General features: G+C 27.9%; 25 protein-coding genes. 5 read left to right on the top strand and 20 right to left on the bottom strand.

Annotation, left to right across the window (positions count from 1 at the left end):
- Positions 1-5: 5 nt before the first annotated feature.
- From nusA to IC213_RS09860, 4 genes are all read right to left on the bottom strand, one after another.
- Entirely contained in the window at positions 6-1,160 is a 1,155-nt protein-coding gene (gene nusA / locus IC213_RS09875) for a transcription termination factor NusA (RefSeq protein ID WP_227434217.1), read from the bottom strand.
- A gap of 29 nt (positions 1,161-1,189) precedes the next feature.
- Entirely contained in the window at positions 1,190-1,651 is a 462-nt protein-coding gene (gene rimP, locus IC213_RS09870; protein ID WP_227434216.1) for a ribosome maturation factor RimP, read from the bottom strand.
- Between the two features lie 212 nt (positions 1,652-1,863).
- Positions 1,864-6,162 carry a PolC-type DNA polymerase III gene (locus IC213_RS09865; RefSeq protein ID WP_227834641.1) on the bottom strand — a complete coding sequence of 1,433 codons (4,299 nt, stop codon included), beginning with the start codon at positions 6,160-6,162 and terminating at the stop codon, positions 1,864-1,866.
- Positions 6,163-6,372: 210 nt separating this feature from the next.
- Positions 6,373-8,202, bottom strand: a complete 1,830-nt coding sequence (locus IC213_RS09860) for an SH3 domain-containing protein (RefSeq protein WP_227863040.1) — start codon at positions 8,200-8,202, stop codon at positions 6,373-6,375.
- A 314-nt stretch (positions 8,203-8,516) separates the two neighbouring features.
- On the opposite strand from IC213_RS09860, the gene IC213_RS09855 reads away from it, so the two are divergent.
- The gene (locus IC213_RS09855; RefSeq protein ID WP_227823660.1) at positions 8,517-9,254 is read left to right on the top strand and encodes an NAD-dependent protein deacylase; all 738 of its coding nucleotides are present in this window, start codon (positions 8,517-8,519) and stop codon (positions 9,252-9,254) included.
- Between the two features lie 118 nt (positions 9,255-9,372).
- Entirely contained in the window at positions 9,373-9,693 is a 321-nt protein-coding gene (locus IC213_RS09850) for a MazG-like family protein (protein WP_009905401.1), read from the top strand.
- A 212-nt stretch (positions 9,694-9,905) separates the two neighbouring features.
- On the opposite strand, the gene IC213_RS09845 is transcribed toward IC213_RS09850, so the two are convergent.
- From IC213_RS09845 to IC213_RS09805, 8 genes are all read right to left on the bottom strand, one after another.
- On the bottom strand, positions 9,906-10,055 hold the full coding sequence (locus IC213_RS09845; RefSeq protein WP_227434212.1) for a hypothetical protein: 150 nt from the start codon (positions 10,053-10,055) through the stop codon (positions 9,906-9,908).
- A gap of 1,046 nt (positions 10,056-11,101) precedes the next feature.
- Positions 11,102-12,553 carry a leucyl aminopeptidase gene (locus IC213_RS09835; protein ID WP_227863039.1) on the bottom strand — a complete coding sequence of 484 codons (1,452 nt, stop codon included), beginning with the start codon at positions 12,551-12,553 and terminating at the stop codon, positions 11,102-11,104.
- A gap of 15 nt (positions 12,554-12,568) precedes the next feature.
- Positions 12,569-13,009, bottom strand: a complete 441-nt coding sequence (locus IC213_RS09830) for a MarR family winged helix-turn-helix transcriptional regulator (protein ID WP_227434209.1) — start codon at positions 13,007-13,009, stop codon at positions 12,569-12,571.
- A gap of 260 nt (positions 13,010-13,269) precedes the next feature.
- Complete coding sequence (ytfJ, locus tag IC213_RS09825) at positions 13,270-13,698, bottom strand: GerW family sporulation protein (protein WP_227434208.1); 429 nt, start codon at positions 13,696-13,698, stop codon at positions 13,270-13,272.
- Positions 13,652-14,284 (bottom strand): DUF2953 domain-containing protein, encoded by a 633-nt coding sequence (locus IC213_RS09820; protein WP_227434207.1) that lies wholly within the window; start codon positions 14,282-14,284, stop codon positions 13,652-13,654. The genes ytfJ and IC213_RS09820 overlap by 47 nt, the downstream gene beginning before the upstream one ends.
- Positions 14,285-14,503: 219 nt before the next feature.
- Positions 14,504-15,043 carry an SMC-Scp complex subunit ScpB gene (gene scpB / locus IC213_RS09815; RefSeq protein WP_227434206.1) on the bottom strand — a complete coding sequence of 180 codons (540 nt, stop codon included), beginning with the start codon at positions 15,041-15,043 and terminating at the stop codon, positions 14,504-14,506.
- 1 nt (position 15,044) lies between these two features.
- Positions 15,045-15,764 (bottom strand): segregation and condensation protein A, encoded by a 720-nt coding sequence (locus tag IC213_RS09810; RefSeq protein ID WP_227434205.1) that lies wholly within the window; start codon positions 15,762-15,764, stop codon positions 15,045-15,047.
- Positions 15,765-15,793: 29 nt separating this feature from the next.
- Positions 15,794-16,390, bottom strand: a complete 597-nt coding sequence (locus IC213_RS09805) for a site-2 protease family protein (protein WP_227434204.1) — start codon at positions 16,388-16,390, stop codon at positions 15,794-15,796.
- A 600-nt stretch (positions 16,391-16,990) separates the two neighbouring features.
- Here IC213_RS09805 and IC213_RS09800 point away from each other — a divergent pair.
- Both IC213_RS09800 and IC213_RS09795 read left to right on the top strand, forming a co-directional pair.
- The gene (locus tag IC213_RS09800) at positions 16,991-17,845 is read left to right on the top strand and encodes an AraC family ligand binding domain-containing protein (RefSeq protein ID WP_227482244.1); all 855 of its coding nucleotides are present in this window, start codon (positions 16,991-16,993) and stop codon (positions 17,843-17,845) included.
- 3 nt (positions 17,846-17,848) lie between these two features.
- Positions 17,849-18,271 carry a DUF2000 domain-containing protein gene (locus tag IC213_RS09795; RefSeq protein WP_227434201.1) on the top strand — a complete coding sequence of 141 codons (423 nt, stop codon included), beginning with the start codon at positions 17,849-17,851 and terminating at the stop codon, positions 18,269-18,271.
- A 114-nt stretch (positions 18,272-18,385) separates the two neighbouring features.
- On the opposite strand, the gene IC213_RS09790 is transcribed toward IC213_RS09795, so the two are convergent.
- From IC213_RS09790 to IC213_RS09780, 3 genes are all read right to left on the bottom strand, one after another.
- On the bottom strand, positions 18,386-19,549 hold the full coding sequence (locus IC213_RS09790; protein WP_227434200.1) for a D-alanyl-D-alanine carboxypeptidase family protein: 1,164 nt from the start codon (positions 19,547-19,549) through the stop codon (positions 18,386-18,388).
- 53 nt (positions 19,550-19,602) lie between these two features.
- A complete protein-coding gene (locus IC213_RS09785) occupies positions 19,603-19,803 on the bottom strand; it encodes a CD1290 family small acid-soluble spore protein (RefSeq protein WP_227434199.1) in 201 nt (66 codons plus the stop codon).
- Positions 19,804-20,004: 201 nt separating this feature from the next.
- On the bottom strand, positions 20,005-21,681 hold the full coding sequence (locus IC213_RS09780) for a ribonuclease J (RefSeq protein WP_227434198.1): 1,677 nt from the start codon (positions 21,679-21,681) through the stop codon (positions 20,005-20,007).
- 216 nt (positions 21,682-21,897) lie between these two features.
- Between IC213_RS09780 and IC213_RS09775 the strand changes: the two genes are divergently transcribed.
- Complete coding sequence (locus IC213_RS09775) at positions 21,898-22,635, top strand: metal-dependent hydrolase (protein ID WP_227434197.1); 738 nt, start codon at positions 21,898-21,900, stop codon at positions 22,633-22,635.
- Positions 22,636-22,755: 120 nt separating this feature from the next.
- Here IC213_RS09775 and IC213_RS09770 read toward each other — a convergent pair whose 3' ends face one another.
- From IC213_RS09770 to IC213_RS09750, 5 genes are all read right to left on the bottom strand, one after another.
- Complete coding sequence (locus IC213_RS09770; RefSeq protein WP_227434196.1) at positions 22,756-23,214, bottom strand: Fur family transcriptional regulator; 459 nt, start codon at positions 23,212-23,214, stop codon at positions 22,756-22,758.
- A gap of 275 nt (positions 23,215-23,489) precedes the next feature.
- Positions 23,490-23,777 (bottom strand): DUF1292 domain-containing protein, encoded by a 288-nt coding sequence (locus tag IC213_RS09765; RefSeq protein WP_009889069.1) that lies wholly within the window; start codon positions 23,775-23,777, stop codon positions 23,490-23,492.
- A gap of 77 nt (positions 23,778-23,854) precedes the next feature.
- Positions 23,855-24,280 (bottom strand): Holliday junction resolvase RuvX, encoded by a 426-nt coding sequence (gene ruvX, locus IC213_RS09760; protein ID WP_227434195.1) that lies wholly within the window; start codon positions 24,278-24,280, stop codon positions 23,855-23,857.
- A gap of 151 nt (positions 24,281-24,431) precedes the next feature.
- On the bottom strand, positions 24,432-26,603 hold the full coding sequence (locus IC213_RS09755) for a hypothetical protein (protein ID WP_227482243.1): 2,172 nt from the start codon (positions 26,601-26,603) through the stop codon (positions 24,432-24,434).
- 9 nt (positions 26,604-26,612) lie between these two features.
- Positions 26,613-26,870 carry an IreB family regulatory phosphoprotein gene (locus IC213_RS09750; RefSeq protein WP_003419418.1) on the bottom strand — a complete coding sequence of 86 codons (258 nt, stop codon included), beginning with the start codon at positions 26,868-26,870 and terminating at the stop codon, positions 26,613-26,615.
- Positions 26,871-26,886: the final 16 nt, after the last annotated feature.

Below are 26,886 nucleotides of genomic sequence, written 5' to 3'. Positions count from 1 at the left end.
CCTCCTTACTCTTCTTCTTTGAAATTATCATCTGAGATATCTAACTCATCTTGATTGATAAATTCAGCTTTAATACCCTCATCTTCTATTTCTTTGGAATTTTCAAGATTTATCATTTCTTGCTCTGCTTGAGATTCGCTCTTAATATCTATCTTCCAGTTTGTCAATTTTGCTGCAAGTCTTGCATTTTGGCCTTCTTTACCTATAGCAAGTGATAGCTGATAATCTGGAACAATAACTAAGGCAGATTTTTCATCTTCATTTATATCTACTTTAACAACTTTTGATGGGCTAAGTGCTGCTGATATAAACTCTGCTGGATTTTCACTATATTTTATTATATCTATTTTTTCATCACCAAGTTCATCCACTATATTTTTTACTCTAAGTCCTTTTGGACCTACACAAGCTCCAATTGGGTCTATTTTTTCATCTATAGATCTTACTGCCATTTTAGTTCTTGACCCAGCTTCTCTTGCTACTGATTTTATTTGAACTATACCCTCATATATTTCAGGAACTTCTTCTTCAAATAATCTCTTTACTAGACCTGGATGACTTCTTGATACAACTATTTGAGGTCCTTTGTTAGTCTTTTTAACTTCAAGTATATAGAATTTTATTTTTTGACCTGCTTTATAATTTTCAAATGGGATTTGTTCACTTTGAGTCATTATCCCTTCTATTCTTCCAAGATTTACATAAACAATATTTTTATTTGCTCTAGCAACCTCTCCTGTAACTATTTCATTTTCTTTTTCTATAAATTCATTATACACTATTTCTCTCTCAGCTTCTCTTATTCTTTGAACAACTACTTGTTTTGCTGTCTGAGCTGCAATTCTTCCAAAGTTTTTAGGTGTAACTTCATGCTCTATAATATCACCCAGTTCATAATTAGGGTTTATTTCTCTAGCATCTGCTAACTCTATTTCTAAGAAAGTATCATACAAGTCTGATTCATCGACAACTACTCTTTGAGAAAATACCTTTATATCGCCTTTGTCTCTATCAAACTCAACTCTAACATTTTGTGCTGAACCAAAGTTTTTTTTGTATGCAGTTAAAAGAGCTTGCTCTATAGTATCTATAAGTATTTCTTTATCTATACCTCTATCAACTACTAATTCATTTAGTGCTTCCATAAATTCATGATTCATTTTTTATTTCCTCCCTATTTAATATACCACTAAAACTTTATTGCTAATCTAACAATAGCAACATCTTTTCTATTAAATTCCATTTCTTCACCATTTATAATGATTTTTATATTATTGTCTTCTGTTAATCCTACAAGTTCACCTTCAAATTGTTTACATCCATTTAATGGTTTATATAATTTTAAATCTACATCTCTACCTTGGTATCTAGCAAAATCTCTGTCTTTTTTTAGTGCTTTATCAAGCCCTGGAGAAGATACTTCTAAGAAATAATTCTCTTTTATAGGGTCTTTTTCGTCTAATATTGGGCTTAGTTCTCTACTAACTAATTCACATTCGTTTAAAGATATTCCTTCTTCTTTATCTATGTATACTCTTAAGTAGTATTCTCCCGCTTCTTTTACATATTCAACATCAACCATTTCAAATCCATGTTCATCCGTTATTTTAGTTACAATTTCTTCAATTGCTACTTCTAAATCTTTTTTCATTAAATTACCTCCTATTCAATTGTAAATGACTATTTTAAATTTATTAAATAATTTTTAAATTAAATGTATTTAATAAATTTAAAATAGTTCTTAATAATATATTTAAAATAAAAGAGTGAGAACAGCTGTCTCACTCTTAGTTTCTGCAAAGTATACTATTTTCTATACTATGATATCATAAAATTCTTTTATTTGCAACTTTTTGAACTAACCTAAAACAGTGACAATTGGTTTTCATCACTCATATTTTCAAGTGAGCCATGATTAGTAAGTGTTTCTATTACTGTTTTTGATACTTTTGCTCTCTTTCTTAAATCTTCTTTTGATATAAACTCACCATTTTTTCTTTCATTTTGAATATTTAAAGCTGCATTTCCTCCAAGACCTTGTATTGCTGCCATTGGTGGAAGTAATGTTTTTTCTCCAACAACTATAAAGTCACTTGCATCCGATTTATATATATCAACTGGTAACAGCCTTATCCCCCTTGCATACATTTCAAGTGCAACTTCTAATACGGTCAACATACCTTTTTCCTTTGTAGTTGCATCATTTCCCAATGCTTCAATCTCATTTATTTTTGATTTTATAGTATCCAAACCTTTAACAATTAAATCTGCATCAAAATCTTCCACCTTTGTAGTAAAGTAAGTTGCATAAAAGGCTTCTGGGTAATGTACTTTACAATATGCAATTCTAAATGAGGTCATAACATAAGCAACAGCATGTGCTTTAGGGAACATATATTTAATCTTTTTACACGAACCTATATACCATTCTGGAACATTATTTTTCTTCATTTCTTCAATATGTTCTGGTTTTAAACCTTTCCCTTTTCTTACACTCTCCATTATTGTAAAACTCATCTTAGGAGGTAAGCCTTTAAATATTAAGTAGTTCATTATGTCATCTCGTGTAGATATAACATCTTTTAATCCCACTATATCTTCTCTAACTAAATCTTGTGCGTTATTTACCCAAACATCTGTACCATGAGAAAGACCAGATATACGTACGAGCTCTGCAAATGTAGTAGGTTTTGTATCAAGGAGCATTTGTCGTACAAACTTAGTTCCAAATTCAGGTACAGCAAGACATCCTATAGGACAATTTATCTCTTCTGGTGTAACTCCTAACGCTTCTGTAGATGTAAATAAAGACATAGTCTCTTCATCATCTAGAGGAATTTCAGTTATATTTATTCCAGTAATATCTTCAAGCATTCTTATGATAGTAGGACCGTCGTGTCCAAGTATATCAAGTTTAAGTATCCTACCACTTATTGAATGATAATCAAAGTGAGTAGTTATAACGCCACAAGAAGTATCATTTGCTGGATATTGTATAGGTGTAAAATCATATACATCTTTATAGTCTGGTATAACCATAACTCCACCAGGATGCTGTCCTGAGGTTCTTTTTACGCCAGTACACCCATTTGAAAGTCTAAGAACCTCTGCATTTGGTACACTTATATTATTTTCTTCTACATATTTTCTTGCATATCCAAAAGCTGTTTTTTCTGCTACTGTACCTATAGTTCCTGCTCTATATACATATCCCTCTCCAAATAATTCTTCGGTGTATTTGTGGATTGTTGGCTGATAATTTCCTGAGAAATTTAGGTCTATATCTGGTTCTTTATCTCCTTCAAAACCTAAGAAAACCTCAAACGGAATGTCATGACCATTTTTAGCAAGTTTTCTTCCACATTTTGGACAATCCTTATCTGGCAAGTCAACACCTGACCCCCATTCACCTATTTCATAAAAAAAGGAATATTTACAATCTTCATTTTCACAAATATAGTGAGCTGGTAGAGGATTAACTTCTGTTATATCACTCATAGTAGCTGCAAATGATGAACCAACAGAACCTCTTGAACCAACCAAATACCCATCTGAAAGAGATTTTGCAACTAGTTTTTGAGCTATAATATACATAACTGCATATCCATTACTTATTATTGAATTTAATTCTCTATCCAATCTTTTTTGAACTATTTCTGGTATTGGCTCTCCATAAATCCGTTTAGCTTTTTCATAGCACATTTCCCTTAATTCTACATCTGAACCTTCTATAATTGGTGGATATGTATCATCTGGTATAGGTTTTATATTTTCAACCATATCAGCAATCAAATTACTATTTTCAACCACAACTTCATATGCTAATTCTTCTCCAAGATAACTAAACTCCTCCAACATTTCATCTGTTGTCCTAAAATGTAAATAAGTCTCTTCTTCATCTACCTTAAATCCTTGAGAATACTTTAGAACTTTTCTTAAAACAGCCTCATGTTTATCTAAAAAATGCACATCTCCAGTAGCTACTGGAATTTTATTAAACCTCTTAGCTGTATCAATTAATTTTCTATTTAATTCTCTCAGCTCTTCTTCATCCTTTACTTCTCCTTTATCAATCATAAACCTATTGTTATCTATAGGCATTACTTCTATATAATCATATAAATCTATTATTTTTTTCATTTCTTCATCAGATACATTTTTCTTTACAGCTTGAAAAACAACCCCTGCTTCACAAGCAGAACCAATTATGAGACCTTCCTTATACTCATTTAAAATACTTCTAAGGATTCTTGGGGCTCTAAAAAAATGATTTACATGTGCATCTGAAATTATTTTATATAAGTTTTTTATACCTATAGAATTTTTTGCTATCAAAGTTATATGATTTGTACTAAGCTTTGTATAATCGATTTTTCCAAGAATATTATTCACATCACTTAAAGTTTTGGCACCTTTTTCTGTAAGCATCTGTAAAAATTTATTAAATATAAGTGCAGTTGCTTCCGCATCATCAACTGCTCTATGGTGGTTTAAAAGAGGTATGCCAAGCTCTTTAGCAACAACATTTAATCTATGTCTTTTTAACTTGGGAAGCATTACTCTGGCTAACATAAGTGTATCTACTTTTTTGTGATTATACATTATCCCCTGTTCTCTACACTTTTGTGATATAAATCCAGTATCAAACTCCGCATTATGTGCAACTAGTACACTATCTCCAACAAACTCCATAAATCTTGGAAGAACTTCTTCAATAGTTGGCTTATCTTTAATCAATTCATTAGTTATTCCTGTTAATTCTTGTATCTTATACGAAATATCTTTTTCAGGATTTATTAATTCACTAAATCTATCTACAATTTTAAAATTTTCTATTTTTACAGCACCAATTTCAGTTATTTTATCATTTGTATTAGAAAATCCAGTAGTCTCTATATCAAATACAACAAACGTCTGAGAAAGTTCTTTATCATTTGCATCTTCTATAATAAGAGAATCATCTTCAACTAAATACCCTTCTACTCCATAAAGTATTTTTATGTTGTTTGCCTTACCAGCATTCATAGCATCTGGGAATCCCTGTACAACACCATGGTCTGTTATAGCAACCGCTGGATGTCCCCATTTTGCTGCACGTTCTACAAGTTTTTTAACAGAACAAATAGCATCCATAGAAGACATCTGAGTATGTGCATGAAGCTCCACCCTTTTTTCTTCTGAAGTATCTTTTCTCTCTGGTCTAGCTTCTTGTCTAATTCCACTAATCATCATACTAATTTCTCTTTGATATGTATCATAAACTATGTCACCTTTAAGTTTTAAATAAGCTCCTTTTTTAACATTTTCAAGTACTCCATCTTTATTGGTATCTGTTAAAAATAGCTTACAACTTATTGAACTAGTATAATCTGTAATTGATGCTATCATAAGTATTTTTCCATTTTTAAGTTCTTTAGTCTCAACATCAAATATATCTCCAACAACTGCAACTGTTCCAGAAGAGGCATTTAAACCAGATATATTTTCAATCATAGCATTTGCATTATCTCCATAGACTAAATTTTCGTCAACTTCTGATTTAATAACATAGCCTTCTTCTTCATTTTCTTCACACTTATTAATTTGTCCAATTTCCAATGCTCTAATTTTTTCTTCCATTTCTCTATCATTTATTCTTATAAGTCTTTCTACATTTACCTTTTCATCAACAGCTTTTTCAATAGTTATATCTAAATCCAATCCCAATTCTTCACTAAGAACAGTTTTAAGTACATGAACTACATTTTTTTTTATTAATCTCTCATAAAATATACCCTTTGGGAGTTTTATTTTTAATTCTTCATCTAAACAAAGAAATTCAACTTGCTTATACCATCCTGCAATGGATGGACACAGGTACTTTAATATATACAAGATATTATTCCAATATTTTTTTATAACATCTTTGTTAGATTTTCTTTCAAACCCAGTAAATCTTATTTTCATCTTTATATCTTTAAAATAATCAAGCTTATACATCAATTCTTCTCTAAATTTATCTAAAAGTTCATGTGAAACAATATCTTTAGATGTCAGGTAAAAATAAACAATTTTATTTTCTTTAAAATAAACTACTCTACTTATGTAAACTTCTTTAAGTTGCTTTCCAAGACCGCTGTTATTAATTTCTAATTTATCTAAATATTCCTTAACACTTTCCATTTATATCCTCCTTTCCTAACATTATATATATTATTACCACTTTTTCTCTATTTCTATCTATTACTCATTTATATTTACTTAGAATTAATATTATAGCATAAAAATTTTGCTAATATTAAGATTTATATCTTGTAAATTATATACAAAAAGACTACAGATAATTTAAACAAAATGAAAAACTACCCATAGTCTATATTTTTTACTTATGTATTACTTATATTGTGGTACCTCAAAGACTAAACTACTTCCACCACCATAAAGGCCAATTAAATTTTCCATAATTCCAGAAATTCCATTAGCCCAATTTACATCAGTTGCATATTGGTGCCATGTATAATCATAATTCCACTTCATCTTGTAAATAGTATTTTGATTGTACTTAGAACTATTTACATAGTTTTGAGATATCCATTTTGCAGAACCATCTATCGTAGCTTCAATACTAGTCCATCCATTAGAATATGCTGCCTCTGCTCCTGAAACATTGGCACTTTTATCTATTGCTCCTATTCCAAAAAAATTATACACTTTAACTGGCTTGCTAAGAGCTTGGCCTTTATAAGAAGTCAATGTCTGACCTTGTGCAAGTGTAGATTTACCATAAGCAGTTTCCCACATAGCATGAGATACTAGATATACTACATCTATATTATACTTCTTAGCAGCGTTTATAAATGCGGCTCCTTGATTCTTAAATACACTAGAAGATAATCCATTAAGGTATGAATTTAAGCTTGACTCTGATATACCACTTCTATAGCTATTAATTTTTAAGAATTGCATCATACCTTTTGTAGTATTTGTAAAGTTTTTAGGATTTAAATAATATTCTATGTCACTTGAACTAGCATTTACAAATGAACTTGTTCTTTGTGCTGAAAATGTACTAAATTCAGGACTTGGGGTACTTTTTCTATTACCTGGAGCTATTACATTCCCTCCTGCTGTTGCTTTCTCAACTTGTTTACTTACATGAGAAGCTAGTGTATAGTTTAAAGATTTGTAATCAATCTTAGCTCCACTTATATTTGCCATACCATTTACTTGTCCTGACGTTGTAGAATCATTATTTCCATTATTATTGGAATTGTTATTTGAGTTATTATTATTTGTATTATCATCTGATGTATCTGTCGAATCAGCTAGATAATTCCCCACAACAAATGCTTCTTTATTGTTAAAATTAATTTTAGCCCATCCACTACTTTCTGACATTACAGTTACTTTGCTTCCCTTATAGACTTTTCCTAGTTTACTATACGTAGAACCTGGACCACTTCTTACATTTAAAGAGGCTGTATTTACAAATTTATTAGTATTTTTTTTATCAGTATCTTGGCTAGAATCATTTGTATCACTCTGACCTGTATCTGATAAATACATACTAGATACATATCCATCTTTTCCATTATACTTTATTTTTGACCATCCATTAGATTCTGATATTACTTCTACCTTACTTCCTTTTTGTAACTTACCTAATACACCATAGCTTGTATTTGGGCCACTTCTTACATTTAGTGAAGTTGTATTTACCTGCTTAGTTTTTGATTTATTAGTTGAACTTGATACATCTCCTAGATAAGAACTCGATACATAACCTAGTCTTCCATCATATTTGATTTTTGACCAGCCATTGCTTTCTGATATTACTTCTACTTTTTGTCCCTTTTTTAATACAGTTATAACTCTATAGCTTGTTCCTGCTCCATTTCTCATATTTAAACTATTTGAGGTAACCTGTTTTTCTTTATTTGTAGATGTTCTTAAAAAGTCACCATTAGATTTTGCTATATATTTTGATGAAGCCCAACCTTCTTGTCCAGATTCAGCTTTTATTTTATACCATCCATTAGAAGAGTCTTTTATTAAAACTTTATCATCTTTTTTAGCAACAAAAGATATACTACTTTCGGCAGTTGGTTCATTTCTTACATTTAAATAATTTATAGTCACTATACCTATTTCTCCATCAGCATGTGCATTTACCATAGTTAATGGCAATACAGCTAATGTTGCTAAAGCTGCTTTTTTCTTCACTTACTTCCCCCGCCCTTCTTTTAACACTAAAACAATTTTAATATAATTATACGACAACTTATGATTTTAGTAAATATTGTCTATTTATATTATGTATACATTTTATTTATACTTTCTTTATTTTCATTTCTGATTTTAATTTATCTATTTATATATTGAAAAATATAAACTCTTTTAGCTCATATAATTTTATTTATGCCCACTCTTTAAATTGATTTGTAAAACATTAAGAAGATACTCAGAATCTAATAAAGTAACATAAACTTTATAATATGTAGTACAATCTATATATAATAATTTTGGAGGTGTAAACTATGGATGCAAATAACCTAAAAGACTTAATATCTAATCATAATAATATAGTATTTTTTGGTGGAGCAGGTGTTTCAACTGAATCTAATATACCAGATTTCAGAAGCTCTACTGGACTTTTTAGTCAAAAACTCAACAAACAATTTACTGCTGAGCAATTAGTTTCACATACTTTTTTTGTTAAATATCCAGAAGAGTTCTTTGAATTCTACAAAGATAAACTGATATATCCTAATGCAAGACCTAATAATGCCCATATAGCTTTGGCAAAGCTAGAAGAAATGGGGAAACTTAAAGCTGTTATAACTCAAAATATTGATGGACTTCATCAAATGGCTGGAAGTAAGAATGTTTTAGAACTTCATGGTTCTGTACATAGAAATTACTGTACTAACTGTGGTAAATTTTTTGATTTAGAAGCTATGCTAAATCTAGGAGGTAATATTCCTCATTGTGATGATTGTGGCTCTATAGTAAAACCTGATGTAGTGCTTTATGAAGAAGCTCTTGATGGTGATGTTATTACTAAGACAATTTCTGCTATAAGTAATGCTGATTTACTGATTATAGGAGGTACATCATTGGCTGTATATCCAGCAGCTAGTTTTATAGATTATTACAAAGGTAAATATATTGCTCTTATTAATAAGGCAAACACAGTTTATGATAAATCTGCATCTCTTGTAATTAATAGACCTATTGGAGAAGTCCTATATGAAGCTGTATTAAGACAAATATAGATTTATTTCAATATTTTTATTATATATATGAGTTTTTATGTTGAATTTAAAGTTTCTTTTTATTATTATTTTTGTTATAGTATTTTAGTATAAATATATAATTTGAAAGGAGCTTTTTATGAAACTAAAAACTATATCTTTACCAGAACTTAATAATTTAGACCCAACACTGGAATCTACATTTATCAAAATGGGTGAAGAGCAAGGCGAACTAGCTGAATGTATAGGCAAATTCAGAAATCTAAGTGGAGAAAATAATGACTTAGATGAAGTTGATATTATAAAGAAAACTGCTAAAGAATTGATGGACGTGGCTCAAACATGTGTAACTATGATGTTTAAACTAGAAGAACAATATGGTATTAATCTTGATGAAATACGCAAAGAACATATAAAAAAACTAGAAAAAAGAGGCTACATAAAAAACATAGATAAGTAAACATTCTATCTCTAAATATTTATTAAAATAAATTTAAAGTCTGAAATGTTTAATTTCTATGTAAATTTGCTATTAAATGGTATCTCAAAATGATTTTTTAAATTGTAATTGAGATACCATTTTTTATTTTATTTGTATATATTATTTGATATTTTCATAAACAATTAAATTTTATCCAGTATAATGAGTTTTTTGTCAGCAAAATTTTATTTTTAACTTCTATATTGTTCTCTCTTATTTTCATAAATTTTACTATATTCTTCTATCGCTTCATCCCATGCTTCTATATCTGTTATCCCTTTTTCAATTGCTAATAAATGAACTATCTCAGCTAACTTTGATGCTGATTCTATTATTCCCATTTGTTACACCCTCTCTATTGTCAAATACTTACAAAAACTGTTAATTAGTTCTAATATTTGTTATTATTATTCCCAAAAACTTTAATAAATAAAAATATTTTTATTTTTTGACACGATTCTAATATGGCCACTATGACTACGAAATTTAAAAACTTTTATCTCTTTAAATTTTCTATATAAAATCTTAACTTTATTAAATTTTTTATATATTAAATTGACAGAGGATGAATATATTTATATAGGTACATATTAATTTATTATAGGAGAGAATGCTCTATGTTTAAAATTTTTCTTTTTTCTAGTGAACAGTTTGTAAGTCTTTTTATATTCGGATTATTTCTATATCATTGTCCAAAGCTAACAAAAAATATTTTACCCTATAGTTACACAGTTGAAAAAATACTTTGTACCTTAATGGTAATAGTCGTTGCTTTAGAACAAATTTTAATTATTTCTTCAGGGAATTATAGCACCTTGAATTCCTTACCAATTGGAATTAGCCATATTTGTATCTACATATGTATAGCTATATTAGTTTTTAAACAGTATCATTTTTTTAACATATTTTTTTCTTGGAGTTTAGTTTGTTCTGTTGGAGAACTTATTTTTTCTAAAAACTTAGGATACGAATTTCCTAGCTTCATATATTTTCTATTTATCTTCTCTAAATGTTTGATAATATATGCAAATATTTATATGGTTGATGTAAGAAAATTTAAAGTTAACAGACATGCATTTAGAGATAATTTTGGAATTTGTCTTATTTATTTTTCATTTATATTTTTACTAAATACATTTACTGATTCACAATATTACTATAGCTTTTTAAGTTACAATACAACTACCATTTTCATATTTATTTTTGCTACTAGCATTGTGTACATACTTCCTCTTTTATCCAATATAGATACCTTTATCCTTGAAAAAAAGAAAAAGAGTAAATAATTTGTTTAAATTTATAAATAAAGCCACTTAGATATTTTTTAAGTTTTAAAAATATCCAAGTGGCTTTACACATTAAACTATAGTTTTTGTAATATATAATTTTATACCTCTGCTAAATAATACAATGTCCTAACAGGCTCTCCTGTCGCTCCTTTTGATTTATATCCCTTTGATTTTGATGATGTACTTGTACCTGCTATATCCATATGTATCCATGGAGTACTGCCAACAAATTCTCCAATAAAGGCTCCTGCTGTTATGCATCCAGCATTTTTACCTCCAGTATTTTTAAGGTCTGCTTCTTCTCCCTTTACCATATTTTTAAACTCATCATAAAGAGGCATCTTCCAAACTCTTTCTCCAGATAAAGTAGATGCTTTTTCCAATTCACAATAAAAATCATCATTATTTGTTACTACAGGAGTTGCAACATTACCTAATAATGTTAAAGCTGCACCAGTCAATGTTGCTACATCAACAACTTTTGTTACTTTTTCATTATTAATAATGTAATATATTGCATCGGCTAATGTAAGTCTACCTTCTGCATCTGTATTTAAAACTTCGATAGTTTTTCTTGCCATAGAGTTAATTATATCTCCTGGCTTATATGAACCTCCCGATAAAGCATTTTCACATGCAGCTACTACTGCTATAACATTTTTCTTTAATTTACTCTGAGATATGGCACACATAGCTCCTATTACACTTGCAGCTCCAGCCATGTCTGTTTTCATATCTAGCATAGATACATTTGATTTTAAAGAATATCCACCAGTATCATAAGTCAATCCTTTGCCCACTAGACCTAGTATATCTGAATTCTCTTCATCTCCAAAATATCTCATTACTATAAATCTTGGTTTATTAACTGAACCTCTTGATACAGCAAAAAAAGCTTCCATACCCAATGCTTTTATTTTTTCTTCTTCATAAATCTCAACATTAAATCCATACTCTGCCCCAAGTCTAACTGCCTCTATTGCCAATGTCTTTGGGTATATTATATTTGATGGTTCGTTAACTAGATTTCTAGCTATTATAGTTGAATTAGATAGTATTCTAGCTTTTTCTATTTGACAATCTGCTTCTTTTTCAGTGAATATAATTATATTCTCTATTTCTCTTTCTTCAAATTCTTTACTTTTTGTCTTATATTTATCAAATTTATAGTTTCCAAGCAATATTCCTTCTGAAAAAGCACCTATCTCTTCTATATCTAAATTAATATTTATTATGTTAATATCATTATTTTTACATACTTTATTTCTCAATATACTTTTTATTTTTTTACATAAATTGCCCCCTATGATTCTAAGTTTTTCCTTATCTAAAGATTCTTTCTTACCAAGACCAACTAGACAAATATCTATTAAATTTTCATTTTCGAGCAATGTCACAATCTCTATGTTATTTTCTTTAGCACTGAAGTTTTTACTTACAATATTTAATTTATCAAACATTGTAGAAACATTCTCATCTTCAAACACAGTAACTACAGTTATAGCATCATCCAAGCTTTTTAATATTTCTTTAGAACATTTTATCTGCATATCAAATTCTCCTTTTTAAAATAATTGCTCAATTATATTTCTAGAGTCTTCCAAAGAATCAAATAATTTATCTTTGTTTTTTACATCTAAACAGTTCATTTTATCACTTATTATAGATATAAATTTTAATATTTCATCATCTAGTATTTTTTCTCCACTTTCAGTTATTCCATAAAAAGTATTTCGTCTATCTCTACTATCTTCTTCTCTATATACATAGTCTTGCTCAACTAGCTTATTAAGCAATATACACAAACTAGAAGTAGATACATGTAAGTCTCTACTTAAATTTTTAAGTTCCATTTTATTATGCTTTCTTATACTTACTAAAGCAAAAAATTGCCTTTCTGTAAGTACTTTACCTTTTTTATATCTTTCATTATTAATAATCTTTATTAAATTATGAAAGTTATTCATACTTTCCAACAACAAAATAGATAACTCTTTATCACTCATAAAATTCACCTCAAAATTAATAATTGGGACTCCCTCTTATCCCCCCAATATGTTTATATATCTCTAATATAATACTTCTTTTCTTTTTATAATTATACTATAGATAAACTTTATTATCCATTTAAATTGTTTTAAACTAAAATATTATTAGGTATAAAGTAAAAAACATTTAAATTACATTATAAAATAGTGAGACTTATATCAATCTCACTATTTTCCTTAAGGATATATTTTATTTTCAAAAGTATTCTAATCTTATACTACATATTATTCTTGTCTGTATTTTTATTATTTTGAGATATATTCTGAATTTTTTCTAATACTCTAGGAGTTATAGACAAGATATTATCTACTAGATTAATATTACTATCTAAACTCATTATTCTAGTTTCTCCACTTTCAACTACTACAAATGCTACTGGTTGTACAGATATAGCTCCTGCACTACCTCCTGCAAAATTTGTATCTGCTTTTTCACTTTTTATTTCAATATTTTTATCTTTCTCATCATATCCTTTTGAATATTCTCCTCCACCTATACCAAATCCAATTGTTACTTTTGATATAGGAACAACTACTGTAGTATCTGTTTTTATAGGGTCTCCTATAATAGTATTTGCATCTATAGAACCTTTAATAGTTTCAAGAGTTGTTTCCATAAGACTTTGTATCGAACCTGTTGCTCTCATTACTATCACCTCCCTTATAATTTCCTTTATTTTTATTCATAACCTTATTAACCATTATTATAAAATGAAATAAATCTTTTATTCTTGACCTTATATGTATCCTTACATTTCCCAAAAAGTAATCTTTTGTAAAATTTGGATTTACATTTAGATATATTTTTTCTGCATCAATTATATTAAATAAATTTCCATATAGAGTATTTATTAATACATACACAGAAGATGTCAAACTTACATTTTTAGTTCCAAAATCAATGTTTGAATAAAATTCATGTATTTTTATCTTTTTTAATAGTCTATAAATACTTAAAAGGTCATCAGCTAATAATATACTAGAGTCTATATTATTCTTCATCCCCTCTTTTTTATCATTATTGTTACTATTTTCAGCTGGATATAGTTGTCTATTTATATTTATTAAATCAAACATGTATTTTATATTAAGTTTTAAGCAAACATCTTTATTGTTTATATCTGCTATTAATAAGATATTTATATGAGACATTAAAAACAATACAATTATACTTATTATAAAAATTATTGCTATTATTAAGTATTTAAAATTAAGTAATTCATTAATCTCCATGTTTATATTATCATCAAAAAATTACTATTTATACTTAATTAACCATATTTATTTTACCAAAAGCACTTTTTTATATTCACACAAAAAAACACAATAACTTAGAGTATTTTAAACCTTCTAAAAAATTTAAAACTATAAACTAAATTACTGTGTTCTCCATATTTTTATTTTAAAATTAACATTTCTATTGTAAAATTAATATTCTCTTTGTATAACATTTTATTCATTTGTTAATGCTTCTTGATAAGTTTCTATAGCAGGCAACTCTTCAAGACTTTCTATATTTAGCAACTTTAAAAATTCATCTGTTGTCTTATAAATTATAGGTTTTCCTATTTTATTAAGTCTACCAGCCTCTCTTATAAGTTGATTTTCAAATAGAGTTTGTAGCACCTTATCACATTTTACTCCCCTTATATCTTCTATCTCTACCTTCGTTATTGGTTGTTTATATGCAATTATAGTAAGAGTCTCTAGTGTAGCTTGACTCAAACTTTTCTTTTTCTTTGGTTCAATAATTTTTTTTATATATTCTGCATAATCTTCATTTGTACACATTTGATATTTGTTTTCCAATTTGATTATTTGAATACCTCTATTTTTTTCTCTATATTCATCAATAAGTAAATTTAACATAATCTCTATCTCTTTTGATGAAAGTTCTTTATTTATTATATAATTTAATTCTTTTATACTTATTGGGTCACCATATGCAAACATAATAGATTCTATAATACACTTTATATCTTCTCTTTTCATTTTAACACTCCGAACTTTTTCTAATTAAAATATCATCAAAAAATATATCTTGTACCACTACTATCTCTTTTTCTTTTATAAGCTCCAATATAGATAAAAAAGTAGCAATTATTTCATCATTTTCATATGATTTTATGATATTTGTAAAAGTAACTTCTATTTTCTCTTTTATGACATTTCTTATATACACTATTTTTTCTTCCACAGATATTATCTTTTTTCTCACTATTTTATCCAATTTTTCATCATTAGTATTTTCAATTTGTGATGTTTTAACCTTAAATATATATGGAAGTATATTTTTTATTGCCTCTATTGATATATCTTCTAAATCTACATTATCATCAATAACTATTTCTTCTTTAGTTCTATAAAATCTTTCATTAATATAAGTTATATTTTCCTTTATATCTTGTGATGCTATTTTAAATTTTCTGTATTCTTCTAATTTCTCCATAAGTTCTATTCTTGGGTCTTCTTCTTCATCCTTTTGTTTGTAAAGTAAGTATTTAGATTTTATCTCTAAAAGCTTAGATGCCATAGTTATAAATTCGCTAGTTATCTCTAAATCCATTTTGTCTAACATTTTTAGATAATTAAGATATTGCTTAGTTATATCTATAATTGATATATCTTTTATATCTATCTTATGTTTAGTTATCAAGTCATACAGCAAATCTAATGGTCCCTCATAAACTTGTAATTGTATATTATACTTCATATTAATCCCTCTTTAAGTTATTTATTTTATTAAACAAATAAATATACTATTCTTAGTAATACTGTATATATTGGTGTTAATATTATTTGATATATCCCTGTAAATAAAGCAATCAACAAAATTATATAACTCATATTTTCAAATTTATATACATATTCATTCCATTTATATGGAACAAGTGTAGATATAACTCCCCATCCATCAAGTGGAGGTATAGGCAGTAAATTAAAAGCTGCAAATCCCATACTATATAAGAATACATATTCAGCTATTGTATTTATCGCATACATGTGCACATATTTATTTATAATGACACAGACTATAGCAGTCAGAACATTACAGAAAACACCTGCAAGTGAAACTATCAAATTGCCTATCTTGTAATTTTTAAAATTATTAGGATTTACTGGGACTGGCTTTGCCCATCCTATTCTAAGAATAAACATAGCCAAAAGACCAATTGGGTCGACATGTCTTACAGGATTTAATGTCATTCTTCCATAAGCCTTAGCTGTATCATCACCTAATAAATGTGCTGAGTATGCATGACCAAACTCATGTATTGATATTGCCATGGCTATACCAACCAAACTTGCTACGATTTCTCCTATATTCATACTTAACATTAATGTACATCTCCTAAATTAAATTTTTAATACTATTATAACAATTAAATAACTTATAATCAAAATTATTTTATATTATAATAATTGTGTGTATAAGCATAAAATTAAAATTCATTTTTTACTTTATAACTTTTATTATTATATCATATTAGCTGTAAAAATATAATAATTACACTTATTGGTAGTACAATATTATATTGACATAAACTGACATTGTTGTTATCTTATTGGTGTATTACAAATGAAGGTAACAACAAAATGAATAGTACTGTAGAAAATAATGAACTAAAATTTAGATACACAGTTGAATCAGATACAAACCTTGTATTAAAATTTATAAAAGAACTTGCTTCTTATGAGAACATGTTAGACTAAATTGTTGTAACTGAAAAAATACTTAATCATTAACTATTTGTAAAGAAAAAGGCAGAAGTTTTAATTGGTTAGCAAAATAAATTACATATAAATATTATTTAATTTGACAACTAAAAAAATTAAGTTGTCATTTTTTTAGTTGTTCTTAATTTTTAGTCAATATCATACAAGAACTACAAAAAAATATATGTTACACTTTATACATTATGAAAGGAGGTTGTACAGGTGAAACAAGAAGAACGCACAGTATGTTTTGATAGTGAATTAGAAATTGAAGCATATAGATTCAAAGGTATTATGCAAAATTTTCCAAACCATTTTCATGAACACTATGTGATTGGTTTTATAGAAAAAGGTCAAAGATATTTATCATGCAAAAACAAAAAGTATACCACAAGCACAGGAGATTTATTACTTTTTAATCCTTTTGATAGTCATACTTGTGAACAAATAGATAATGAAGTTCTTGATTATAGATGTATTAATATTAAACCAGAAATAATGCAAAAAGCTATATTAGAAATTACAGGGAAAAATTATTTACCTCAATTCAATCAGCAGGTAATATTTCGTAGTGAATTAGTACCTTTACTACAAGAACTACATCATATAATTATGGAAGAACAATTAGATTTTAAAAAAGAAGAAATATTCTTTTTCCTAATTGAACAAATAATCAATGAATATACAGAGCCAGTTTTACAATCTAACTCAGAAAAAATAAATACAGAAATTCAAATAGTCTGTGATTATTTAGAAAATAATTATGCTGAACGCATAGCACTTGATGAATTAAGTTATCTAGCAAAAATGAATAAGTACTCATTACTTCGTAATTTTACAAAATTAAAAGGTATTACACCCTATAGATACCTTGAAAATATAAGAGTAAATAAAGCTAAGAAACTTTTAGAAAATGGAATAGAACCTATAGATGCTGCTATACAAACAGGCTTTGTGGACCAAAGTCACTTTACAAATTTCTTTAAAAACTTTATTGGTCTTACACCTAAACAATATCAAAATATATTTATAAACAATGATAAAAATAATTTTAAAGAGGATAAAAAGGAGAATTGAAAAATGGAAAATAAAAATGTAAAATGTGTTATGGTAATAGATGAAAATTTACCAATGGGAATTATATCAAATACAGCAGCAGTAATGGGAGTTACACTAGGTAAATATACTCCAGAAATAGTAGGTCCAGATGTAGTTGACAAAACAGGTAATAATCATTTAGGAATTGTTGCTATACCTGTGCCTATCTTAAAAGGAAACAAAGAAATTATAAAGAATTTACGTAAAAAATTATACACTCCTGAATTTGAAGGATTAACTGTTGTAGATTTTTCAGATGTTGCACAAGGTTGTAATATTTATGAGGAATTCACACAAAAAATTGCCACTGTCCAAGAAGATGAACTACAGTATTTTGGTATAGGAATATATGGAAATAAAAAGCAAGTAAATAAACTTACAGGCAGTATGCCTTTACTTAGATAATCATTGTAAGCATATACTTATAACAATCTTTAATATACTAAATAAAAATACCCATATAGTACTTCTATACGGGCATTTTTTATGTGAATTATAGCTGTATCTTATCGCAAGTTATTATATCATATTATCAATTATTCTTTGAAGCATTTGTAGGTAACTTGCCTTATTTATATCTTTATTATTTATTAATTCTACTTCACCTATTACTTTTTTATCTTTACATATCTTTATCTTTCCTAAAACAGTACCTTTTTTAATTGGCATTTTAGGATTTTTTACTATTTCTATTTTCTTTTCAAACTTTTTAGAACTTCCTTTTTTAATAAGAGCATTTAAGTCTTCTTTAGCAACTAATTTGACTTTATTTTCATCAGCTTTATCTAATGTAAGTGTAGCGATATTATCTCCCTTACTACACAGCTTAACGCTTTCATAATTTGCAAATCCATAATTTAAAAGACTAGATGCATCATTAAATCTTTCAGGAGAAGTTTCTGCACCCAAAGTCGCCGCAACTAAATGAGTATTACCTCTTTTTGCTGATGCTGATAGACAATATTTAGCTTCTTGAGTAAATCCAGTTTTAACACCAGTAGCTCCTTGATAATGCTTTATAAGCTTATTAGTATTTGCAAGACCTACTGTAACTTGTTTTTTACCTACTACAACCTTATCCATCCATGTAGTTAAGTATTTGCTTATCATTTCATGTTTTAATAATTCTCTGGACATTAAAGCTATATCATGAGCAGATGTATAGTGATTTGCTACTGGAAGTCCATTTGTATTTGCAAAATGAGTATCATTCATATTTAGCTCCTTTGCTTTAGAATTCATCCTATCAACAAACCCTTCAACACTTCCAGCCAAGTGTTCAGCCATAGCTACACAGGCATCATTTGCAGAAGCAACAGCTATACCTTTTAATAAAGTATCAACCTTTTGAGTTTCTCCTGGTTCTAAAAATATTTGACTACCACCCATACTAGATGCAGTTTCACTCACTTGTACTTCATCATCAAGTTTAATATCACCTGAATCCAAAGCTTCTACAATAAGTAACATTGTCATTACCTTTGTTACACTGGCAGGAGGAAGCTTTTTATGAGCATCCTTTTCATATAAAATTTGTCCACTACCAACATCCATCAAAATTGCCGATTTTGAAGATATATTTAGTTGGTTGGCATCAGCATTGTCCTTACTATTTGCAAAAGAAAAACTCAAAGGAGTAAATGCAAGTAATATAGCCAAAGCAGTACTAGCTAATTTTTTCATAGATGTCACCTCTTAAAGTTTATTTAAACTTATTTTCTCACAATTAACTTTTTTTATTCTAAATGCCTAGATATACCTTGACCTAAATTTTTTTTCTTTTCAAGCTTTTTAAAATAACCTTCTAAAACACCTTTATTCGATGCATTTTCTATTATTTCAAAGGCATCTTCATAATTCATTCCATATTCTCCTGCTATTTCCATCTTAGTTTGTTTTAAAGCTTTTCTAGCATTTTGTTTTGAAATATTATCCATAAATATCCTCCTATTAATAAAATTTATATATAAGTAGTTTTTACTAATAAAAGATTGTTATAATTGGTATTTTATGTAATATCTGAATTTTTCAATATTAAAAAGACCTCTTGTAATTCTTAAAATGATATCAATTTAATCTTTTGATATCATTTTAAAAATTACAAGAGGTCTACTTTTCAATTTTATAAACTTTATATCCTATACTTCCATTATTATAGGAAGTATCATTGGATTTCGCTTAGTTTTTTGATATAAATACTCTTTTAGGTTTTCTTTAATGTTATTCTTTAAATAAGCCCATTCTTTAATATTTTTCTCTTCACACTCGTTTAGAACGTTTTTAATTATATCCTTTGCTCCATCCATTAAATCTTCAGACTCTCTTACATACACAAAGCCTCTAGATATTATATCTGGACCTGCTAAAACTTTGCCTTCATCTTTAGAAATAGTTACTACAACTATCATAAGACCATCTTCTGATAAATGCTTTCTATCTCTTAAGACTATATTACCTACATCTCCTACACCTAATCCATCAACTAGTATATTTCCTGTTTGTATACGATTTGCTACTTTAGCAGAGTTTTTATCTAACTCTAAAACATCTCCTGTTTGCATGACAAAAATATTTTCCTTGTCCATTCCAAGTTGTTCAGCTATTTCAGCATGTCTTTTTAACATTCTATATTCACCATGAGCTGGCATAAAAAACTTTGGTCTAACTAATGCATGTATAAGCTTTAATTCTTCTTGACAAGCATGTCCAGAAACGTGTATATCCGCTATATCACTATATACTACTTCTGCTCCTTTTTCAAATAAGAAGTTTATTACTCTTGATATTAATTTTTCATTTCCTGGTATTGGATGAGCAGATATTATAACTAAATCGCCACTCTTTATTTCTACTTTTTTGTGTTCTGAAAAAGCCATTCTAGCAAGAGCTGACATAGGCTCACCTTGTGAACCAGTCGTTATTATCACTAACTCGCCATCTTCATGCTTGTATATATCATTTAAATCTATTAGCATATCGTCAGAAATATCTAAATATCCTAATTCCTTGGCAACTCCAACTACATTTACCATTGAACGACCTGATATAGCAACCTTCCTATTAAACTTTTCAGCTGTATTTATTATTTGTTGTAATCTGTGTATGTTAGATGCAAACGTAGCAACTATAATTCTTCTACCATTTCCCTTTGCAAATAACTCATCAAGACCTACTCCAACAGTTTTTTCAGACATAGTAAATCCTGGTTTTTCTGCATTAGTACTATCTGCCAACATTAAAAGAACTCCTTTTTTGCTCAACTCACAGATTCTATGCATATCCATAACATCACCATCAATTGGAGTTAAGTCAATCTTAAAGTCTCCTGTATGGTATATTATCCCTTGGTCTGTGTGTACTGCAATAGAGTAAGCATCTGGTATACTATGGTTATTTTTCAAAAACTCTACTTCCATATTATCAAGCTTTATAACTTGTCTTGGAGTTATGACATTTAACTTAACATTATTCATCTTATGTTCTTTCAATTTTACTTGTATAAGACCTATACTAAGTCTCGCTCCATATACAGGAACATTTATCTTTTTTAGTATATATGGAAGAGCTCCTATATGGTCTTCATGTCCATGTGTAATAAATATACCCTTTATTTTATCCCTGTTTTTGACTAAATAAGTTATGTCTGGTATAACTATATCTACTCCTAACATTTCATCTTCTGGAAAACTAAGTCCAGCATCTATAACAATTATTTCATCTTTATACTCAACAACAGTCATATTTTTTCCAACTTCGTTAAGTCCACCTAAAGCCATTACCTTTATCTTGTTGGTGTTCTTTTTGAACAATTGCATCATCTCCTTCTGTCTATTTAATTTTTTAACACGTTCTACAATCTTAAATAATATCAAATCACGCACTCGCTACCAGTTATTCTTATTGTACCATAATTCGTATCATATTTTAAGCTATATTTAAAATACATTTAACGTATTATTTTGACAAACCTATTTTATTTTGATATCCTCTAAATATTATATGATTTAATATCTGATATTTTAGGAGGATTTATGCGTGGTAAAACTCATTGTGCAATAGGAATTTTAACAGCTATCCAGACATCTTTAATTTTTACAATTCCTATATCTCTAGTAGATATTTTAGTTTCAGCTACTTTTGCAGTACTGCCCGATTTGGATAAATCTAATTCTATGGTCTCAAATTTCATTCTAAAAAACAATATATCCAAATACATATATAGAATTTTTATATACGCTATTAATATTATTATTTTCTTTATTTCAATAAATATAAATGATAATTTTTATTTAAGTGCAATAATTACATTTGTTGCAATTATAATTATTGAGGCAAAACTAACCCATACATTTCTGAGAAAAATCTTTCTATCATTAATATTTATACTATTAGCTATATGCTTATACATCGTAGAAGTTGAAATATATTTTATAATTTTTTGTCTAATGTTGTCAATTTTTCCCTGGCTAAAGCACAGAAGCTTTTCTCATAGTATATTTGCAACCATCATAATATATTTTTTACTAAAACAAATAGAATTAATCACTAGTATTAATAATTTATCTTTTTATGGAACACTTGGCTATGCAAGCCATATGTTTTTAGGGGATTTATTTACAAAACAAGGAATACCACTTTTTTATCCACTAAGTGAAAAAAAGATTTCCTTAGGATTTTTAACAGTTGGAGGACCATTTAGTAATTTTATAGAAAAATCATTTATTTTCATACTTATAGGATTAATTATATTTTCAATATTAAAATTATAAAAAGCTTTAAAGCTATTTATATTTATACTATATATTTAAATTTATAATAAAAAATGGAAGAATAGCATAGAATATAAAAGTTCTATACTATTCTTCCATCAACATTAAATTACAGAAGAATTATTCTTCTGAATCACTTATTTTATTGCACTCATCACATAATCCATAAAATTTAACATCATGATCAAGTATTTTAAATTTGTACAATGATTGTATTTCTTTTTCTATATTGTCTAAAAGGTCTTCTTTAGCTTCCATTATCTTTCCACAATTTTTACAAATAAGATGATGATGATTATGACAGTCTTCTTTATGTAGACTAATCTCATATCTTATACACCCATCATCTAAGTTTAGTTTTGATATTAATCCTATTTCGTCTAATAACTGCATTGTTCTGTATACAGTAGCTAGACCTATTTCAGGACAGTCAACCCTAACTAAATCATAGATTTCTTCACTACTTAAATGTGAATGGTCATGTTGAAGCAATATCTCAACTATTGCTCTTCTTTGTGGCGTAATCTTAAAACCAGTTTCTTTTAACTTGTCTTTTAATAAATCCATTGTGTTTGCCATAACATCACCCTTACTATTTTCAATTGATAATCTTTATTAAATAATATTGTAATTGATAATTCTTTTTTTGTCAAGACATTTGAAAAAATTTAATTTCTTCTCATAATATAAATATATACCCATAAAAGATATATTATTCACCAAAATCTATAAATTTTTTAATAAAAAATAAAAAAACAGATATATACTATAAATACTTTTTACAATTAATAATTCTTAATTAAAGTAAATACAGTAAAATACCTGATTTTTTATATACAAACTTAATTATTTACCTAGTTAAGTCCATTTGATTCATCTTCGTCGTAATTTAAACCTTCTTCTTCCATTATAGCAGTATATACAGCTACAACAGTTTCATACTCTTCATCACTTTCTAAAGGTATTAGTATTTCTCCTTCTTCATCTTCATCAATTCTAAATATTAAAGCTTCTTCAGCCTCTTCATCATCTAAAGGCATTAATATTGCATATTCTTTTCCTTCTGCTTCTAATGTTAATATTATTTCAAATTGGCTTTCTACACCATTTTCATCAATTAAATTTATTATATTTTCTTCCATAATGTCATTCACCTCAAATTTATTTTTATTTTTATTATTTATATTATATATCATAAGTATTCAATTTTATAGTTCTTTTATGAATTTATTTTAAAATCTAAATATCCTTGTAAAATTATTACTGCTGCCAACATATCTATAACCTTTTTTCTTTTTTGTCTACTAACATCCGCTTCTAACAAAGATCTCTCTGCCGCTACTGTAGAAAGTCTCTCATCCCAAAACTCTACATCAATTCCTGTTTCTTCTTTTAATAATTCACAAAACTTAATTACCTTTTCTCCTTGTGGTCCTAAAGTACCATTCATATTTTTTGGTAATCCTGACACAATTTTATTTACTTGTTTTTCTTTTATTATAGCTTTTAATTCTTCAATATCCTTCTTCTTGCCAACTCTTCTTACCGTTTTTATCCCTTGTGCAGTTAATCCCATTAAATCACTTACAGCAACTCCAATAGTTTTATCTCCAACATCAAGACCCATTATTCTTCCATCTAACATATTTTCTCCTTTTATTTACCTTATTTTATAAAACATATACATTTCATTAATTACAAAAATTGCAATATGAATTTTTGATGTAAGCTGTTTGGTTTACATTAATAATCATATTGCAACTTTTTATTCAAAGCATATATACATTAAAAAATTTTTAGTTATTTTTTTCAAATATTATCATGTTTATGCTTATTATTATAAGTGGTATAAGTATATATATAGATGCTGTAGATGCAGCAACTATACCAGAGTCATTAACTAAAAGAGTAATTATACAACCAACCATAGATGCAATGAATCCTTTAAACAAAATCGGAAAATTATTCATTATCTTTCTAAAGTGTCTAGATGGTTTAAATATAAGTACTGCAATCACAGCAATTCCCACAAGTAAAATATTTACCCATACACTTGTCTGTGCTAATTGCATATTCATTTGAATTTTTCTTCCAAATGTCTGCAATATCTCTCCTGGTCCATTTAAGAAAATTCTTTGTACAAACATTCCTAAGTGAGATTCACTACCTGAGATTATATCTAGAGCTGCAAATGCACAAACAACAACCACAGCTGAAATAGCTAATAGTGCAACTTTTTTAATGTCTAGTTTAACATCATATATAAGCATTATAAACAACAAATATGCTACACATTCTGATATTGCTCCACCAACATTTGCCCCCATAGAAGGATATGCGCTAGTTATAAGTATTATTAATGAAAATATTACAACAAGTGGCTTAGAAACCTTCTTGTAATGTAATAAAACTGCTAAACCAAATACTGCACTTGCTATGGTTACACCTTCATACTCATTTCCTACACCATAGTATCTGGCACCAATAACAGCATCATAACTCATTATATTATTTTGCATTAAGTATGTTCCAAATACAGAATCTATGACTATTATTAAAATAGTCAGTGTTGCAAAAAATCCCATATGTTTTATATCATTGTCTTTAAATAACTTTCGACCTAATAAGTATAACACTAGTGTAGTTACAAAGATTCCCAAAGATATTGTAATTGGGGTCTTAAAATTCATCAAAGGAGCCAACATAAATGACAGAGGCATTATTATACCCAATTTTATAAACTCCTTAAGTACTTTGAATACACGCTCTTTATGTGGCATGTAATTTCTAAAGAATATTGCAAACATTGCAATCACCCAAGAGGCAGATATTACACCTACAAATCCATTTATGATACTTGACCTTATAGATGATATAGATACTATCTTTTTATAAAGTGATTTTAGGTAACTAGCATTATCTTCTTTGTCAACCAAAGTATAACTTCTACCCACCATTTCATCATTTTTAAGACCAAACTCATTTAATATGTCCACTCCAACATCTAAGTTTGCAACAATACCAGCTTTTCTTGTTGTAGCAGATTCCAATAGACCCTTTCCTTCTCCACTAAATTTTATTATTGGAGAAAGTCTTCTCTTATTTTTATAATCTAAATCACTTGGAAAAGCACTTGATACATAAACAGTATCATTTTCTCCAACCATAGAAAATACTTCTTTAAGGTATTTATCTATATTTTTTACAATATTTTTCTTCATTGCAGCATAAGTATTATCATTTAAATTCAATCTATACATATCTAATCTATATGTATCTCCAAGTTCTACAAATATAGCATCACTATTTTTATAAGACTTTTTAGTTTCATCTAATAACTTATCGTAGTCTGTAACTATTCCAAACGGCATCTTAGAATCTTTTTTGTTAATATCATCAATATTCCCAGAATCAATTCTTCCATATTGATCCATAGCAACTAAACATAAATTTCTATTTTTAACCAATTGGTTATTTTCAATTATATCAGCATTTCCAATTACGGATGTTTTTAGTCCATTTTCTGATAAAGTTTTTCCCAATGAACCTAAGGTTGCTCCATATTCTCCATACTCTAGATTTTCATTTATTGACCTATTAATACTTAAATTATTTATCTCTTTAGCTTTTTGACCTGTTGCAACTTCAAAAGTTTTAGCAGTATCTTGGTCTACTTTTTGAAAATTGATATAGTCTTCAGTAGTTACATCAGCTCTTACTCCTGCACCCATACTAGCATAAGACCTTCTATCATCAGTACCTTGATCCCCTCTTATATTCATAAGAGCTATATGACCTCTCTTTTCTAGCTCACTCTTTAAGATTGGAACCTTCAACATACTTCCAAGATTGGTCCTATTCATATCAATAAATATGACTTTGCCCTTTTCTTCAGCAGAACTGTAGCTAGCAGTTGATACAAAAATCATAATAACTACTGCCAACAATGACATAATCTTTTTTCTCATTTATTTGACCTACTTTCTATTCAGATAGTGCGTGATTACTTCTTCAAGTATCTCATCTCTTTCAAATTTTTTAATTATAGCTCTTGCATTTTTATGACTAGTTATATAACTAGAATCGCCAGAAAGGAGATACCCTATAATTTGATTTATAGGGTTATATCCTTTTTCAACTAGTGCTTTATATACAAAATCTATCGTATCTCCCACACTCATTCTATCTTCTGGTATTCCTTCAAATTTCATAGTGTAGTCTAAATCTTTTTCCAAACTAAAAACCTCCTTA

The organism is Clostridioides sp. ES-S-0049-02 (assembly GCF_020658465.1).
Taxonomy (GTDB): domain Bacteria; phylum Bacillota; class Clostridia; order Peptostreptococcales; family Peptostreptococcaceae; genus Clostridioides.
The sequence above is the reverse complement of the archived record's forward strand: the minus strand, read 5'-3'. Positions and strand labels throughout refer to the sequence as shown.

What these genes read in the sequence shown, in the direction of transcription:
- IC213_RS09755 (WP_227482243.1), bottom strand. Translation starts at nt 26,603, where the DNA reads ATGAGAAAAAAGATTATGTCATTGTTGGCAGTAGTTATTATGATTTTT.
- IC213_RS09845 (WP_227434212.1), bottom strand. Translation starts at nt 10,055, where the DNA reads ATGGGAATAATAGAATCAGCATCAAAGTTAGCTGAGATAGTTCATTTA.
- ytfJ (WP_227434208.1), bottom strand. Translation starts at nt 13,698, where the DNA reads ATGAGAGCAACAGGTTCGATACAAAGTCTTATGGAAACAACTCTTGAA.
- IC213_RS09830 (WP_227434209.1), bottom strand. Translation starts at nt 13,009, where the DNA reads ATGAGTGATAAAGAGTTATCTATTTTGTTGTTGGAAAGTATGAATAAC.
- IC213_RS09790 (WP_227434200.1), bottom strand. Translation starts at nt 19,549, where the DNA reads ATGAAAAAATTAGCTAGTACTGCTTTGGCTATATTACTTGCATTTACT.
- nusA (WP_227434217.1), bottom strand. Translation starts at nt 1,160, where the DNA reads ATGAATCATGAATTTATGGAAGCACTAAATGAATTAGTAGTTGATAGA.
- IC213_RS09865 (WP_227834641.1), bottom strand. Translation starts at nt 6,162, where the DNA reads ATGGAAAGTGTTAAGGAATATTTAGATAAATTAGAAATTAATAACAGC.
- IC213_RS09775 (WP_227434197.1), top strand. Translation starts at nt 21,898, where the DNA reads ATGCGTGGTAAAACTCATTGTGCAATAGGAATTTTAACAGCTATCCAG.
- ruvX (WP_227434195.1), bottom strand. Translation starts at nt 24,280, where the DNA reads ATGTTAGATGGAAGAATAATGGGTCTTGATGTTGGAGATAAAACTATT.
- IC213_RS09820 (WP_227434207.1), bottom strand. Translation starts at nt 14,284, where the DNA reads ATGGAGATTAATGAATTACTTAATTTTAAATACTTAATAATAGCAATA.
- IC213_RS09780 (WP_227434198.1), bottom strand. Translation starts at nt 21,681, where the DNA reads ATGCAATTGTTCAAAAAGAACACCAACAAGATAAAGGTAATGGCTTTA.
- IC213_RS09835 (WP_227863039.1), bottom strand. Translation starts at nt 12,553, where the DNA reads ATGCAGATAAAATGTTCTAAAGAAATATTAAAAAGCTTGGATGATGCT.
- IC213_RS09850 (WP_009905401.1), top strand. Translation starts at nt 9,373, where the DNA reads ATGAAACTAAAAACTATATCTTTACCAGAACTTAATAATTTAGACCCA.
- IC213_RS09855 (WP_227823660.1), top strand. Translation starts at nt 8,517, where the DNA reads ATGGATGCAAATAACCTAAAAGACTTAATATCTAATCATAATAATATA.
- IC213_RS09805 (WP_227434204.1), bottom strand. Translation starts at nt 16,390, where the DNA reads ATGTTAAGTATGAATATAGGAGAAATCGTAGCAAGTTTGGTTGGTATA.
- IC213_RS09785 (WP_227434199.1), bottom strand. Translation starts at nt 19,803, where the DNA reads ATGGATAATATTTCAAAACAAAATGCTAGAAAAGCTTTAAAACAAACT.
- IC213_RS09810 (WP_227434205.1), bottom strand. Translation starts at nt 15,764, where the DNA reads ATGAAGTATAATATACAATTACAAGTTTATGAGGGACCATTAGATTTG.
- IC213_RS09795 (WP_227434201.1), top strand. Translation starts at nt 17,849, where the DNA reads ATGGAAAATAAAAATGTAAAATGTGTTATGGTAATAGATGAAAATTTA.
- IC213_RS09765 (WP_009889069.1), bottom strand. Translation starts at nt 23,777, where the DNA reads ATGGAAGAAAATATAATAAATTTAATTGATGAAAATGGTGTAGAAAGC.
- rimP (WP_227434216.1), bottom strand. Translation starts at nt 1,651, where the DNA reads ATGAAAAAAGATTTAGAAGTAGCAATTGAAGAAATTGTAACTAAAATA.
- IC213_RS09770 (WP_227434196.1), bottom strand. Translation starts at nt 23,214, where the DNA reads ATGGCAAACACAATGGATTTATTAAAAGACAAGTTAAAAGAAACTGGT.
- scpB (WP_227434206.1), bottom strand. Translation starts at nt 15,043, where the DNA reads ATGAAAAGAGAAGATATAAAGTGTATTATAGAATCTATTATGTTTGCA.